Below are 14,539 nucleotides of genomic sequence, written 5' to 3' on the forward strand. Positions count from 1 at the left end.
ATGGATTTGAATAACCTCAAGCCGGCAGAAGGCGCGAAGCACGCAAAGCGTCGCGTTGGCCGCGGTATCGGTTCCGGCCTCGGCAAGACCGCGGGTCGCGGTCACAAGGGTCAGAAATCGCGTTCGGGCGGCTTTCATAAAGTCGGCTTCGAAGGCGGTCAGATGCCTTTGCAACGTCGTCTGCCGAAGCGCGGCTTTAGCTCGCTGACGCGTGAGTTCGTTGGTGAAGTGCGTCTGTCGGATCTCGAAAAGCTGCCGGTCGACGAAGTTGATTTGTTGGCGTTGAAGCAAGCTGGTCTGGTCGGCGTGCTCATTACGAGCGCAAAGATCATCAAGACGGGCGAACTGACGCGCAAGATCACGGTTAAGGGCCTCAGCGCTACAAAGGGTGCCCGTGCTGCGATCGAAGCCGCCGGCGGCTCGTTCGCCGAGTAACGTGCGCGTGTTGTCGTTGTTAGCGAAAGCATCGGAGAAGGTTCTTGGCTAATAGCCCGAGTCTCGCAAAATCCGGTCGAAGCGCTGCGAAGTTCGGCGATCTGCGTCGGCGTGCAATGTTCTTGCTGCTGGCGCTGATCGTCTACCGTATCGGTGCGCATATTCCGGTGCCGGGTATCGACCCGGATCAACTGGCGAAGCTTTTCCAGAGCCAGTCAGGCGGCATCCTGGGCATGTTCAACATGTTCTCGGGTGGTGCGCTGTCCAGGTTCACGATCTTCGCGCTTGGGATCATGCCGTACATCTCGGCGTCGATCATCATGCAGTTGCTGTCGATCGTTTCGCCGCAAATGGAAGCGCTGAAGAAAGAAGGGCAGGCAGGGCAACGGAAGATCACGCAGTACACGCGTTACTTCACGGTTGTTCTGGCAACGTTCCAGGCCTTCGGCATTGCGGTGGCGCTTGAAAATCAAGCCGGGCTCGTTATTGATCCTGGCATGGTGTTCCGGCTGACGACGGTAGTGACGTTGGTGACCGGCACGATGTTCCTGATGTGGCTGGGCGAGCAGATCACGGAACGCGGATTGGGCAACGGCATCTCGATCATCATTTTCGGTGGTATTGCGGCGGGTTTCCCGAACGCAATCGGTGGTCTCTTTGAACTGGTTCGTACCGGTTCCATGAGCATCATTTCGGCGATCATCATTGTCGTGCTGATTGCGGCGGTAACGTTTCTGGTGGTTTTCATCGAACGCGGCCAGCGCAAGATCCTGGTGAACTATGCCAAGCGTCAGGTCGGAAACAAGATTTACGGCGGTCAGTCTTCGCATTTGCCGCTGAAGTTGAACATGTCGGGTGTGATTCCGCCGATCTTCGCGTCGTCGATCATCCTCTTCCCGGCAACTATCCTGAACTGGTTCAGTTCGGGTACGCGGACCGGCTGGTTTGCGAACACGCTGCACAACGTTGCCGAGGCGCTCAAACCCGGTCAACCGGTGTACGTGTTGCTGTACGCGATGGCGATCGTTTTCTTCTGTTTCTTCTACACCGCACTGGTGTTCAACAGCAGAGAGACGGCCGACAACCTGAAGAAGAGTGGTGCCTTCGTACCGGGGATTCGTCCGGGTGACCAGACGGCACGGTATATCGACCGGATTCTCACGCGTTTGACGCTGGCCGGTGCGATCTACATCGTGTTTGTTTGCTTGCTGCCAGAGTTTCTGGTGTTGCGTTGGAACGTGCCGTTTTACTTCGGTGGAACGTCGCTGCTGATCATTGTCGTGGTCACGATGGATTTCATGGCGCAGGTTCAGTCCTACGTTATGTCGCAGCAGTATGAATCGCTGCTCAAGAAGGCGAACTTCAAGGGTAGCAACGTCCCGATGCGCTAGGCAGGACGGTGGCCAAAGGCGGCGGAAGGTGACTCTCCCGCTTGCTGGCCACCCTGGCGACAAGGTAACGGTTGAGTTGACCCCTTACGATCTGTCTCGTACACGGATCGTGTTACGGGCGAAGTGATTTGAAAAAAGGGTAATATCATGAAAGTGATGGCATCGGTTAAGCGCATTTGCCGCAATTGCAAGATCATCAAGCGCAAGGGCGTTGTGCGCGTGATTTGCAGCTCTGATCCGCGCCACAAACAGCGTCAAGGCTGAACGCCGCGCTTTTGCTTGCGCTTTTTGTTTGAGGAAAAACAATGGCTCGTATCGCAGGGGTTAACATCCCGAATCACCAGCATACTGAAATCGGCCTCACGGCAATTTTCGGTGTAGGCCGCACGCGCGCTCGCAACATTTGCGTGGCGTCTGGTGTGGAGTTTTCGAAGAAGGTCAAAGACCTCACTGACGCAGACCTCGAAAAGCTGCGAGAAGAAGTGGGTAAGTTCATCGTAGAAGGCGACCTGCGTCGCGAAGTGACGATGAATATCAAGCGCCTGATGGACTTGGGCTGCTACCGTGGCGTTCGCCATCGCAAGGGCTTGCCCATGCGTGGACAGCGCACGCGTACGAATGCCCGTACCCGCAAGGGTCCGCGTCGTGCAGCGCAATCGCTGAAGAAGTAAGCGGAATATAGTTACAGGAAAACGTAATGGCTAAGGCTTCGAACAACTCCGCGGCGCAACGCGTTCGCAAGAAGGTCAAGAAGAACGTCGCCGAGGGCGTGGTTCACGTTCACGCGTCGTTCAACAACACCATCATCACGATCACCGATCGCCAGGGCAATGCACTCGCCTGGGCAACGTCGGGTGGCCAGGGCTTCAAGGGTTCGCGTAAATCGACCCCGTTTGCAGCTCAGGTCGCAGCCGAGTCGGCTGGCCGCGTGGCAATGGAATACGGCGTGAAGAACCTCGAAGTGCGGATCAAGGGCCCTGGTCCTGGCCGTGAATCGGCGGTGCGTGCGCTGCATGGTCTTGGTATCAAGATCACCGCAATCTCCGACGTAACACCGGTCCCGCACAACGGTTGCCGTCCGCCGAAGCGTCGTCGTATCTAAGGCGTCGCGTAGCGCTTTGACCTGTTGACGCTCGCGCGTCGACAGGTTGCTTGCGTTATGAAATCAGCGTTAAGAATACTGACTAAGCCCACCGTTCGATCCACCGAGTTCGAACTAGCGCGAACGTACTTCGCGTGATCAATTATTAAGGATGCAAAGTGGCACGTTATACCGGTCCTAAAGCCAAGCTGTCCCGCCGTGAAGGTACTGATCTTTTCCTGAAGAGCGCACGCCGTTCGCTCGCCGACAAGTGCAAGCTCGACAGCAAGCCGGGTCAGCACGGTCGTACGTCGGGCGCTCGTACGTCCGACTACGGCACGCAATTGCGTGAAAAGCAAAAAGTGAAGCGTATTTATGGCGTGCTCGAACGCCAGTTCCGCCGTTACTTCGCTGAAGCTGATCGCCGCAAAGGTCCGACGGGCGAAAACCTGCTGCAATTGCTTGAGTCGCGTCTCGACAACGTGGTGTATCGCATGGGCTTCGGCTCCACGCGCGCTGAAGCGCGTCAGTTGGTCGGCCACAAGTCGATCACGGTGAACGGCGTAGTGAACAACATCCCGTCGATGCAAGTTAAGGCAGGCGACGTGGTTGCGGTTCGCGAACAGTCGCGCAAGCAAGTGCGGATTCTGGAAGCATTGAACCTGGCTGAGCAAGGCGGAATGCCGAGCTGGGTCACGGTCGATGCCAAGAAGTTCGAAGGCACGTTCAAGGGCATGCCGGATCGCGCTGATATTGCTGGCGATATCAACGAAAGCCTGATCGTCGAATTGTATTCGCGTTAATCGGATTAGCGGCCGGGGCACCCTGATTGCGGAAGGCAAGGGGTTGCCTCGGCTGTTTATTTTCGGGTTGTCACCGGTCAGCCTTATCGGCGTAACGAGCCGAGGGTATTGAAAAGGAAAACCTATGCAAACCAGTTTGTTGAAGCCCAAGATTATTGCAGTCGAATCGCTTGGCGACAGCCACGCGAAAGTGGTCATGGAGCCGTTCGAACGGGGCTATGGTCACACCTTGGGCAACGCGCTTCGGCGCGTGCTGCTGTCGTCGATGATTGGTTATGCGCCGACCGAAGTGACGATTGCAGGCGTCGTGCACGAATATTCTACGCTCGACGGCGTGCAAGAAGATGTGGTCAACCTGCTGCTGAATTTGAAGGGCGTCGTTTTCAAGCTGCATAACCGCGACGAAGTCACGGTTACGCTGCGCAAGGAAGGCGAAGGCGTTGTTACGGCTGGGGATATCGAACTCGCGCACGATTGCGAAGTCATCAATCCCGGTCACGTGATCGCGCATCTTTCGAAGGGCGGCAAGCTCGACGTTCAGATCAAGATTGAAAAGGGCCGCGGCTATGTGCCGGGCAACGTGCGTCGCTATGGTGAAGATTCGGCGAAGATCATTGGCCGTATCGTGCTGGACGCGTCGTTTTCGCCGGTTTTGCGCGTGAGTTATGCTGTTGAAAGCGCTCGCGTTGAACAGCGTACTGACCTCGACAAGCTCGTGATGAACATCGAAACCAACGGCGTGATTTCGCCTGAGGAGGCGATTCGTCAGTCAGCCCGTATCCTGGTCGATCAGCTGTCGGTATTCGCGGCACTGGAAGGCACGGAAGCAGCGGCGGAAGCACCGTCGCGCGCACCGCAGATCGATCCGATCCTGCTGCGTCCGGTCGATGATCTCGAACTTACGGTTCGTTCCGCGAACTGCCTGAAGGCCGAGAACATCTATTACATCGGCGATTTGATCCAGCGCACGGAAAACGAATTGCTGAAGACGCCTAATCTCGGCCGGAAGTCGCTGAACGAGATCAAGGAAGTCTTGGCGTCGCGTGGCCTGACGCTCGGTATGAAGCTCGAAAACTGGCCGCCGGCCGGTCTCGACAAGTAAGGATCAAGCTGCACGCTTGACTGGCAAAGATGCGGATTTTCCTTTAGAATCCGCATCTCGCTTTTTCTACGACCGGCCCGTGCGCTCAAGAGTTTTCTCAAGAGACGTAATAGAAGAGCTGGATCTAAACTCGATTAATCTGGAAATTCAAAATGCGCCATAAACATGGTTTGCGGAAACTGAACCGCACGAGCAGCCACCGTCTGGCTATGCTCCGTAATATGTCGAACTCGCTGATCGCGCACGAAGTCATCAAGACAACGCTGCCGAAAGCCAAAGAACTCCGTAAAGTTGTTGAGCCGCTGATCACGCTCGGCAAGAAGCCGTCGCTGGCAAATCGTCGTCTGGCCTTCAACCGCCTGCGCGATCGTGATTCCGTTGCGAAGCTGTTCGACGTGCTTGGCCCGCGTTACGAAACGCGTCCGGGCGGCTACCTCAGCATTCTGAAGTTCGGCTTCCGTCAAGGCGACAACGCGCCAATGGCGCTGGTCATGTTGATGGACCGTCCGGAACTCGCTGAAGCTGACGACGTGCAAGAAGCTGAATAAGCCTTGGAGCATGTGTCGGACTAAAAAGGCCAAGCTTTGCTTGGCCTTTTTTACGTCCAGCGACGGACCAAGCCACGCGACACTGATAGGCCGATTGGCCTAATGTCAGGCGTCGGCTCCGAATGCTACGATTGCGTCCATATCGATTGATTTGGAGTTTTTCGTGAATACGCCCGTCGTCCTTGTTCTCACGACGCTACCCGACAGTGACACCGCATCGGCGCTGGCGCAGCAGGTGATCGACGCACGGCTTGCAGCCTGCGTGACCGAGCTGGGCTTGGTCAAGTCGCGGTATTGGTGGAAGGGAAAAGTCGAGGCGGCTGACGAGCTTCAACTTCTGTTCAAGACGAGTCTTGGGCGAGGCGATGAACTAGCCCGCTTCATCGAGTCGAATCATCCTTACGAAACACCTGAAATTGTCTCGTGGCAGGCCGATGCGTCAGCGGCTTACGGACAGTGGATCATCGCGGAAACTCAACGTCCTCTTAATGTTTAAGTCCTTCGCTTTCTGGTCGCGCCGGCCGCTCGATGCAGTACTCATGTTGCTGTCGTGCTTCGTCCTGATGTTCGGTTCGATTTCGGTCACGCGCGCCGCCGACGATTTCCTCGATCCGGCCGTGGCGTTCAAATTCAGCGCGAGCGAGAAGCCCGGCGAAATTGATGTGCGGTATAAGGTCGCAGAAGGCTACTACATGTACCGGGAGCGTTTTGCGTTTGCTGTCAAAAGCGGTAGCGCGACGCTCGGCGAAGCCAAGTTGCCGGCTGGCAAGGTGCACTTCGATCAAACCTTCAACAAGGACGTGGAAACGTATCGCGGAGAACTGCTGATCCGGATTCCGGTGAAGCAGGCTTCGGGTCCGTTCGATCTTGCGGTGACGTCGCAAGGATGTGCCGATCAGGGCATCTGCTATCCGCCGGCGGAGCACGTTTATCACGTGACGGGCGCCGCATTGCAAGCGGCAAGTGCGACCGGCGCTACAGGCACGCAGGCCGCTGAGAATGCCGGCGATATCCCCTGGTACGACCGCGCGACCAACGCCGACTACGCACAATCGCTGCTGGAAAGCGGAGGTTTCTTCCCGATCGTCGGGTTGTACTTCGTTGCGGGCATCGTATTGAGTTTGCTGCCGTGCTCCTATCCGATGATTCCGATTCTCTCGGCCATCATCATTGGCGAAGGCGCGCGGGTTACACGGTCGCGCGGGTTCGGATTGTCGGCCGCGTACGTGTTCGGCATGGCCCTTGTGTATACGGCGCTCGGCGTGCTCGCCGCAATGATCGGGCAAAGCCTGGGCGCGTGGCTGCAAAACCCGTGGGTGCTCGGCGCCTTCGGCGTATTGCTCGCAGTCTTCGCGCTTACGCTGATCGCGGGTGTGGATATCGCATTGCCGGCGCGGTGGCAAAACAGCGTCAACAATGCGTCGCAGAAGCGCTCGGGCGGGAAGGTCGCTGCAGTGATCGTCATGGGCGCGCTGTCGGCGCTCGTGGTCGGTGCGTGCATGACCGCGCCACTGTTCGCCGTGCTGGCGTTCATTGCGCATACGGGCAACGCGCTGCTCGGCGGCGCTGCGCTCTTTTCGATGGGAGTCGGACTCGGCGTTCCGCTTCTGATCATCGGGCTCGGTGCCGGGACATTGCTGCCACGCGCGGGCAACTGGATGGACGGCGTCAAGGTTTCCTTCGGCGTAATCTTGCTCGCGGCAGCGTTGTGGATCGTCTGGCCGGTGCTGGGCGCGGTGGTGCAGATGGCGCTGGCTGCATTGTGGTTGCTTATGGCGGCAGCGGCGCTTGGGTTGTTTTCATCGGGCGCATTGAGTGGGTCAATCTGGCGCCGGCTCGGCCGGGGAATCGGCGCGCTGCTTGCGATCTGGGGCGCGGCGCTGCTCGTGGGCCTTGCCGCGGGGTCAACCGATCCGCTCCGGCCGCTTGCCGTTTTCACCGCACGTGCCGGCAGCGCGACGCCAGCCGCAACTCAGGCTTCAGCCCCCGGCGAGACCTTCGCGCCGGTCAGGTCATCGGCGCAACTGGATCTTGCACTCAAGGCTGCAGGCCGTCCGGCTATGCTCGATTTCTACGCCGACTGGTGCGTGTCGTGCAAGGAAATGGAGCACCTGACGTTCACCGATCCTCAAGTGCGTGCGCGTTTGGCGCAACTCAACCTGCTGCGCGCCGACGTAACTGCGAACAACGCCGACGATCAAGCTTTGCTGAAGCGTTTCAAGCTCTTCGGACCGCCGGGCATCATCTTCTTCGATGCCCAAGGTAACGAGGTCGCACGCGTCGTAGGCTATGAGTCGGCGGACAAGTTCTTGCGAAGCCTCGACAAGCTCGCTTCACCGACCACCTAGACTCTTCCGCTCGCTGAACGCAAAAAGGCGACGCATTTGCGTCGCCTTTTTGCGTTCAAACGTTCAAACCAAAATAGCCGCTACTTCGAAGCCCGCAGAATCCGGGCTGCATCCAGAGCGAAGTAGGTGAGCACGCCATCCGCGCCCGCACGCTTGAATGCGAGCAATGATTCCATCATGGTCTTGTCGTGATCGAGCCAGCCGTTTTGCGCGGCGGCCTTGATCATTGCGTACTCGCCGCTGACCTGGTACGCGTAGGTCGGAAACCGGAACTCTTCCTTCACGCGATACACAATGTCCAGATAAGGCATGCCCGGCTTGACCATCACCATGTCCGCGCCTTCTTCAATGTCCATGCGCACTTCGCGCAGGGCTTCGTCGGAGTTGGCCGGGTCCATCTGGTAGGTCATCTTGTTGCTCTTGCCGAGGTTCGTAGCGGAGCCGACGGCATCGCGGAACGGACCGTAGAACGCCGACGCGAACTTCGCCGCATACGCCATGATCCGCGTGTGCACGTGGCCATCGCTTTCGAGCATTTCGCGAATCGCGCCGATCCGGCCGTCCATCATGTCCGAAGGCGCGACGATATCCACGCCGGCTTCAGCCTGGGTACGCGCCTGTTCAACGAGGATCTCGCTGGTTTCGTCGTTGATGACGTAGCCCTGTTCATCCAGTACGCCGTCCTGCCCGTGGCTGGTGTAAGGGTCCAGCGCGACATCGGTCAGCACGCCCAATTCGGGGAAATGCTTTTTCAGCTCGCGCACGGCGCGCGGCACCAGGCCTTCAGGATTTGTCGCCTCACGGCCGTCCGGTGTTTTCAACGACGGTTCGATAGCCGGAAACAGCGAAATGACCGGCACGCCCAGTTCCATGCACTGCTCGGCGACTTTCATCAGCAGGTCGACGGAAGTTCGCTCGACGCCGGGCATGGACGGCACAGCCTGACGCAGATTCGTTCCCTCGACGATAAACACCGGATAGATCAGGTCGTTGGTCGACAAGAGGTTTTCACGCATCAGACGGCGCGAAAAGTCGTCCCGGCGCATGCGGCGCGGACGATGATGCGGATAGAAACTCATGAAGTTTGCTCGGGAATGTTGGAAACGCGAAGTTGTCGGGAAGCGGCGGGTAGATCATACGGCGCATAGGCTCGAAGCGCCTGACCCCAAGCCAGGCGGCTTCAGAACCATTTCGAGACAATGGTATATCATACCGGTCGAGCAAGGCGCCTGGCGCCGAACTCCCCGCTTCTCCTCCCTGAGCGGGCGCCTGTGGCGATTCGTAAAGGATTCGATCAGGCTGTTTGGCCCGCCGTCACGCGGCGGGCTTTTTTATGCCGGGAACATGTGCACCCGTTCCAGGCTCACTGTGAGGCTCACTGCGCCTCGTCTGCCGGATCGCTTTCTTCAATCGCCTTGGGAATCAGCCAGCTTTCGATCTTCTCGTGTGCTTCATCGAGGCCAACGCGCTTCAAGGCTGAAAAAAGCTGGACTGTCAGTTCTCCGCGATACCCCGCGGCCGTGTATTCATCGAAAGCTTTCTTGGTCGCGCGCAGCGTGTTGATGCTCTCCTGGCGCGTCAATTTGTCGCATTTCGTCAGCAATGCATGAATAGGCTTGCCGGTAGGCGCAAACCACTCGAGCATGATCTTGTCGAGCTCGGTGAGCGGCCGGCGCGAATCCATCATCAGGATCATGCCGACCAGTTGGGCCCGGCTCTGCAAATAGGTGGACAACAATGCCTGCCAATGGAGCTTGGCGTTGCCCGACACTTCGGCGTACCCATAGCCCGGCAAGTCCACCACGTGGGCCTTCGGCTGGTCTGCCGGGCCAATGGCGAAGTAATTGATATGCTGGGTGCGCCCCGGCGTCTTGCTCGCGAACGCGAGCCGTTTCTGGTTGCACAGCAGGTTGATGGCGGTCGACTTGCCGGCATTCGAGCGCCCCGCGAACGCAATCTCCGGCTGCGGCGTGGGAGGCAGATCGCGTAAGTGATTGACCGTCGTAAAGAAACGGGCCTGATGAAGCAGGAATGACGACATGGGAAGACCGAAAGTGAAATTCTGTAGAAACTCGAGCTGTAAGGAGCCACTGAATACTGGGCTTGCCCCGACTGGCGTCTTTGCGTTTAGGGAGTTATTGTACAATACGACGGTCGTATGAAGACCAGCCAGGGCACGCAAGACCCAAGCGGCATAAGGAGTGAGACAGGTTTGAAGGCAGATTTCGGGGCGCGCGGCGGGTGAATTTTTAGCCCATGCCGAACTCGTATCGCGTCCTCTGTCGGGTGTCTTGCAGTGCATCGGTAACCGTCGTTTTGCAGAACCTCACAATTCTCACAAGACGAATAACAGGGTACGCGAATGAACCGACTGTACAAGACTCTGATGGCCTTGGAATTAGCAGCAGCATTCGGAGCGGGGTTGGTAGGCTGGACACTCACGGCGCAGGCGGCAAACGCAGCGGAACCCGCAGCCGCCGCGGCGCCGGCCAAACCTGATGTCGCGCGGGGCCAGGCGATTGCCACCCAGGTCTGCGCGGCGTGTCACGGAGCAGATGGCAACAGCGCCGGTGGCGCATTTCCAAAGCTCGCTGGCCAGCACGCCGAGTACATCGTCAAGCAGTTGAAGGATTACAAGACGCAGCCGGGCGCGAAAGAGCCGGCGCGCAAGAATGCGATCATGGCCGGAATTGCAAGCGCATTGAACGATGAGGACGTGGTCAACGTGGCTGCGTATTTTGAGACACAGAAGGCGAAGCCCGGTTACGCGCGGGACAAGAACACGGTCCCGCTTGGAATGAAGATTTATCGTGGCGGTGTGACGGATCGAGGCGTTCCCGCTTGCGCCGCGTGTCATGGTGCGACGGGTATGGGCGTACCCGTGCAGTATCCGCGGTTGTCGGGACAGTGGGCCGATTACACGGCGGCGCAGCTTACCGCGTTCGCGCAAGGCACGCGCAACAATAGCGAGCCCATGCACACCATCGCGCTGCGCCTGAATGAAGCGGAAGTGAAGGCGGTCGCGGATTACATCGCAGGTTTGCATTGAAGCAGCAGTCTGCAGCGGGCACGAGTCTGCATTAAGATGCGCGCAGCGTCGTACGCGCGTCACCGCCAATCGGCGAGCCGTTTGGCATAGTGCGAACCCAGCATTAACATGCAACACGATGCCGGTCCGACGAGACCGGCGTGCAAATAAGAAAAAGGGTGGGACGCCGGTCGTGCGCCGGTGCGTCTCCACCCTTTTTTGCTGTTCAGCCGGAGTTTGAATGAGCGTCACCACGTCGGGATTGCAGTCGAAGTCGAGCCGTAGCAGCGTACGTCATGCCATCGAAACGATCAGTTCGATGCGCTTTGCCATCGCGTTGCTCGTGATTCTTGCGATAGCGAGCATTATCGGGACCGTGCTTACGCAAGAAGATCCCTACCCGAATTACGTCAATCAGTTCGGTCCGTTCTGGGCCGATATTTTCCGCGGCCTGAGCCTCTACAACGTGTACAGCGCGTGGTGGTTCATGCTGATCCTGATCTTCCTGGTGATATCGGTGTCGCTGTGCGTGATCCGCAACGGCCCGAAGATGATCGCGGACATGAAAAGCTGGAAGGATCGGGTGCGCGAAGGAAGCCTGCGCGCGTTCCATCACAAGGGCGAGTATCCGCCGGTGCCGGATTCGCGCGCCGAGACCGCCGCAAAGCTGCAACGGCTTTCCGGCAAGATGGGCTACAAGTTCAGGACGCTGGAGACGGAAAGCGGCGCCACGCTGATCGCGGCGAAGCGCGGCGCGTTGACCAAGCTCGGTTATATCTCGGCGCATCTGGCGATCGTGGTGATCTGTATTGGTGGTCTGCTCGACAGCAACCTGCCCATCAAGCTGCAGATGTGGCTCTTCAACAAGACGCCGATTGCGTCGAACGAAGTGATCAATGACATTCCGGTGTCTCATCGGTTGTCGGCGTCCAATCCTACGTTTCGTGGTTACGCCTGGGTGCCCGAAGGGCAGCACGTTGCGACCGCGATCCTGAATCAGCAGGACGGCTCGCTCATCCAAGACCTGCCGTTTTCGATCCAACTCGATAAATTCATCGTCGACTACTACTCGACGGGCATGCCGAAGCTGTTCGCGAGCGATATCGTGGTGATCGATCATGCGACCGGCAAGCGCATTCCGGCGCGCGTCGAAGTGAACAAGCCGTTCACCTACGACAACATTTCCATCTATCAATCGAGCTTTCAGGATGGCGGCTCGAAACTCTCCATGACCGCCTGGCCCATGTCCGGCGCCAGCACGAAAACGGTGCCGTTCGAAGGCGCGATTGGCGGCACGGCGCCAATGAGCCCGCAGATCATTGGCGGGAATGGCGAAAGCGTCGAGTTCACCGACTTTCGCGCGATCAACGTCGAAAACATTACTGATGGCAACGGCACCATCGACGCACGCGGCGTAGGCAAGACGCAAACGCTGCGCGATGCATTCGACGAACGGCTCGGCTCCGGCGCGAAGACCTCGCGGCCAACGGATTTGCGCAACGTGGGACCATCGGTGCAATACAAGGTGCGCGGCACGGACGGCCAGGCGCGCGAGTTCAACAACTACATGCTGCCCGTCGACGTTCAAGGCCAGCCGATGTTCCTCGCCGGCATGCGCCTGAGCCCGAACGATCCGTTCCGCTACCTGCGCATTCCCGCCGACGAACAAAGCTCGATCAAACAATGGATGAACCTGCGCGCCGCGCTGGAAACGCCGGCCATGCGGGCGGAAGCCGCGCGTCGTTTCGCGCAGCGCTCCGTGCCCGAAGCCAACGCGGATTTGCAGAAGCATCTGGAAGAAAGCGCGTTGCGCGTGCTGAATCTGTTCGCGGGCTCCGATGAAAGCGGCGCGGCGGCGCAGCCCGGCGCGACGGTCGGCGGATTCCAGGCGATCGCGGGTTTCATCGATAAATCGGTGCCCAAAGGCGAGCAGGAAAAGGCGGCGGGCTTATTGTTGCGCATGCTGGAAGGCGCGACATGGGACTTGTGGCAAATTTCGCGCGCGCAAAATGGCATGCCCGAAGCGCACGCGGATGCGAAAAACACGCAGTTCGTGCAGTCATCGATCAATGCGCTTTCCGACAGCTTTCTGTATGGCGCGCCTGTTTTCCTGCAACTGGATTCCTTCAAGCAGATCCAGGCGTCCGTGTTCCAGTTGACGCGCGCACCGGGTAAAAAAGTGGTGTATCTTGGCAGCCTCCTGCTCGTACTCGGCATTTTCTCGATGTTTTACGTACGGGAACGCCGTCTCTGGTTCTGGCTCAAAGACTCGACAACGGGCGGCACCAGCGTATTGATGGCAATGTCCACCGCGCGGCGGACACTCGATTTCGAGAAGGAATTCGCGCAAACGCGTGACGCAATAGGCGCGGCGCTTGGCGTCAAATCGCAGCCGGCGGCGGTATTGTCATCGCCGGAAACGCCTACGGACGTCAAGTCCAGCGGCCCGCACGATTCAACCCGGTAAGAACATGGACCTCACACAAGCCTCTTCGCAGTCAAAACAGGCGCAACAGCGCGCGGGCAAGGTGCCTGTCGATTCCGACCTGTTCGACGAACGGCCGTTTCTCAAGCGTCTCGGTCTGACCGATTGGCTATTCGCGCTCGCGATGGTCGCCGGCGCGGGTTTCGCGCTGTATCGGTACTACCCGTACATGAATTACTACGACAAGCTGGTGCTCTGCGCCGCCGTGCCCACGTTCGTGGTGCTCGGATGGCGCTGGAAACCGGTGCGGCTGCTGATTGCGTGCATTGCGTTGCTGTCGTTGTCGTCGTTGCAGCTTTATCACTCAGATCTCGCTCGCGCCGATACCAATTTCTTCCTCAAGTATTTCCTGTCCAGCCAGTCGGCCATCTTGTGGATGAGTGCGCTGCTCGTCATTGCCACCGTGTTCTACTGGATCGGACTGGTCACGCGCTCGGCGACCGGCGGCGCGATCGGCTCGAAGATGACCTGGGTCGCGATGCTGATGGGCTTTACCGGCCTGATGGTGCGCTGGTACGAGTCGTATCTGATCGGCTCGGACGTGGGCCATATTCCCATTTCGAACCTGTACGAAGTGTTCGTGCTGTTCTGTCTGATTACGTCGCTGTTCTATTTGTATTACGAAGAGCACTACAGCACGCGCGCCATGGGCGCGTTCGTGCTGCTCGTAATCAGCGCGGCCGTTGGTTTCCTGATGTGGTATTCGATTGCCCGCGACGCGCAGCAAATCCAGCCGCTCGTGCCCGCGCTGCAAAGCTGGTGGATGAAGATCCACGTGCCGGCCAATTTCATCGGATATGGCAGTTTTGCGCTCGCGGCAATGGTTGGCGTGGCGTATCTGGTCAAGGAACGTGGCATTCTGGCTGATCGCCTGCCGTCGCTGGAAGTGCTCGACGACGTCATGTACAAGTCGATTGCCGTCGGTTTCGCGTTTTTTACGATCGCGACCATCCTGGGCGCATTGTGGGCCGCTGAAGCCTGGGGCGGCTACTGGAGCTGGGATCCGAAGGAAACGTGGGCGCTGATCGTCTGGCTGAATTACGCCGCGTGGCTGCATATGCGGCTGATGAAGGGCTTGCGCGGCTCGGTTGCCGCCTGGTGGGCGCTCACGGGTCTGCTGGTCACCACTTTCGCTTTTCTCGGCGTGAATATGTTCCTTTCAGGGCTTCATAGCTACGGCAAGCTGTAACATTTGCCTTTAATTGCGCTTAAGCACCGTTTAAAAACCGCCATGCATACTTTGCTGGCGGTTTTTTTTTTGATCGAGCGGAATAGGTGAAACCGTTTTGGTGTTTGTCACGAATATAGCTAGTACGGC

The 14,539-nt window shown here is 58.4% G+C and carries 15 protein-coding genes and 1 pseudogene; 14 read left to right on the top strand and 2 right to left on the bottom strand.

Translation table 11 applies throughout. The features are described 5' to 3' along the window. From rplO to dsbD, 11 genes and pseudogenes are all read left to right on the top strand, one after another. Positions 1-435 carry a 50S ribosomal protein L15 gene (rplO, locus tag AWB64_RS25415; protein WP_060858188.1) on the top strand — a complete coding sequence of 145 codons (435 nt, stop codon included), beginning with the start codon at positions 1-3 and terminating at the stop codon, positions 433-435. A 44-nt stretch (positions 436-479) separates the two neighbouring features. Further along, entirely contained in the window at positions 480-1,826 is a 1,347-nt protein-coding gene (gene secY, locus AWB64_RS25420; RefSeq protein ID WP_056355435.1) for a preprotein translocase subunit SecY, read from the top strand. Between the two features lie 52 nt (positions 1,827-1,878). Further along, positions 1,879-1,953: pseudogene (infA, locus tag AWB64_RS32070) on the top strand (translation initiation factor IF-1); the annotation flags it as partial. A 20-nt stretch (positions 1,954-1,973) separates the two neighbouring features. Beyond that, complete coding sequence (rpmJ, locus tag AWB64_RS25425) at positions 1,974-2,090, top strand: 50S ribosomal protein L36 (protein ID WP_004199844.1); 117 nt, start codon at positions 1,974-1,976, stop codon at positions 2,088-2,090. 41 nt (positions 2,091-2,131) lie between these two features. Continuing rightward, positions 2,132-2,497, top strand: coding sequence for a 30S ribosomal protein S13 (rpsM, locus tag AWB64_RS25430; protein ID WP_047845347.1), 366 nt, complete (start codon positions 2,132-2,134; stop codon positions 2,495-2,497). A gap of 26 nt (positions 2,498-2,523) precedes the next feature. Then, positions 2,524-2,928, top strand: a complete 405-nt coding sequence (gene rpsK, locus AWB64_RS25435) for a 30S ribosomal protein S11 (protein ID WP_006052224.1) — start codon at positions 2,524-2,526, stop codon at positions 2,926-2,928. A gap of 158 nt (positions 2,929-3,086) precedes the next feature. Then, positions 3,087-3,710, top strand: coding sequence for a 30S ribosomal protein S4 (gene rpsD / locus AWB64_RS25440; protein WP_060858189.1), 624 nt, complete (start codon positions 3,087-3,089; stop codon positions 3,708-3,710). A 124-nt stretch (positions 3,711-3,834) separates the two neighbouring features. Next, positions 3,835-4,812 carry a DNA-directed RNA polymerase subunit alpha gene (locus tag AWB64_RS25445; protein WP_047845349.1) on the top strand — a complete coding sequence of 326 codons (978 nt, stop codon included), beginning with the start codon at positions 3,835-3,837 and terminating at the stop codon, positions 4,810-4,812. 152 nt (positions 4,813-4,964) lie between these two features. After that, a complete protein-coding gene (gene rplQ / locus AWB64_RS25450) occupies positions 4,965-5,360 on the top strand; it encodes a 50S ribosomal protein L17 (RefSeq protein ID WP_060858190.1) in 396 nt (131 codons plus the stop codon). Positions 5,361-5,523: 163 nt separating this feature from the next. Next, the gene (cutA, locus tag AWB64_RS25455) at positions 5,524-5,856 is read left to right on the top strand and encodes a divalent-cation tolerance protein CutA (protein WP_060858246.1); all 333 of its coding nucleotides are present in this window, start codon (positions 5,524-5,526) and stop codon (positions 5,854-5,856) included. Next, positions 5,849-7,708, top strand: coding sequence for a protein-disulfide reductase DsbD (dsbD, locus tag AWB64_RS25460; RefSeq protein WP_082850631.1), 1,860 nt, complete (start codon positions 5,849-5,851; stop codon positions 7,706-7,708). The genes cutA and dsbD overlap by 8 nt, the downstream gene beginning before the upstream one ends. 80 nt (positions 7,709-7,788) lie before the next feature. On the opposite strand, the gene hemB is transcribed toward dsbD, so the two are convergent. Both hemB and yihA read right to left on the bottom strand, forming a co-directional pair. After that, positions 7,789-8,787 (bottom strand): porphobilinogen synthase, encoded by a 999-nt coding sequence (hemB, locus tag AWB64_RS25465; protein ID WP_060858191.1) that lies wholly within the window; start codon positions 8,785-8,787, stop codon positions 7,789-7,791. A 296-nt stretch (positions 8,788-9,083) separates the two neighbouring features. After that, positions 9,084-9,749 carry a ribosome biogenesis GTP-binding protein YihA/YsxC gene (gene yihA / locus AWB64_RS25470; RefSeq protein ID WP_060858192.1) on the bottom strand — a complete coding sequence of 222 codons (666 nt, stop codon included), beginning with the start codon at positions 9,747-9,749 and terminating at the stop codon, positions 9,084-9,086. Between the two features lie 321 nt (positions 9,750-10,070). Between yihA and AWB64_RS25475 the strand changes: the two genes are divergently transcribed. The 3 genes from AWB64_RS25475 to ccsB all read left to right on the top strand — a co-directional run bounded on the left by AWB64_RS25475 (position 10,071) and on the right by ccsB (position 14,410). Continuing rightward, positions 10,071-10,757: a c-type cytochrome gene (locus AWB64_RS25475; RefSeq protein ID WP_060858193.1), complete on the top strand. Its 687-nt coding sequence runs from the start codon at positions 10,071-10,073 to the stop codon at positions 10,755-10,757. Positions 10,758-10,977: 220 nt separating this feature from the next. Further along, complete coding sequence (locus AWB64_RS25480) at positions 10,978-13,203, top strand: cytochrome c biogenesis protein ResB (protein ID WP_060858194.1); 2,226 nt, start codon at positions 10,978-10,980, stop codon at positions 13,201-13,203. Between the two features lie 4 nt (positions 13,204-13,207). Beyond that, positions 13,208-14,410 carry a c-type cytochrome biogenesis protein CcsB gene (gene ccsB / locus AWB64_RS25485; protein WP_060858195.1) on the top strand — a complete coding sequence of 401 codons (1,203 nt, stop codon included), beginning with the start codon at positions 13,208-13,210 and terminating at the stop codon, positions 14,408-14,410. Positions 14,411-14,539 lie beyond the last annotated feature (129 nt).

The organism is Caballeronia sordidicola (assembly GCF_001544455.2).
GTDB classification, from domain to species: Bacteria; Pseudomonadota; Gammaproteobacteria; order Burkholderiales; family Burkholderiaceae; genus Caballeronia; species Caballeronia sordidicola.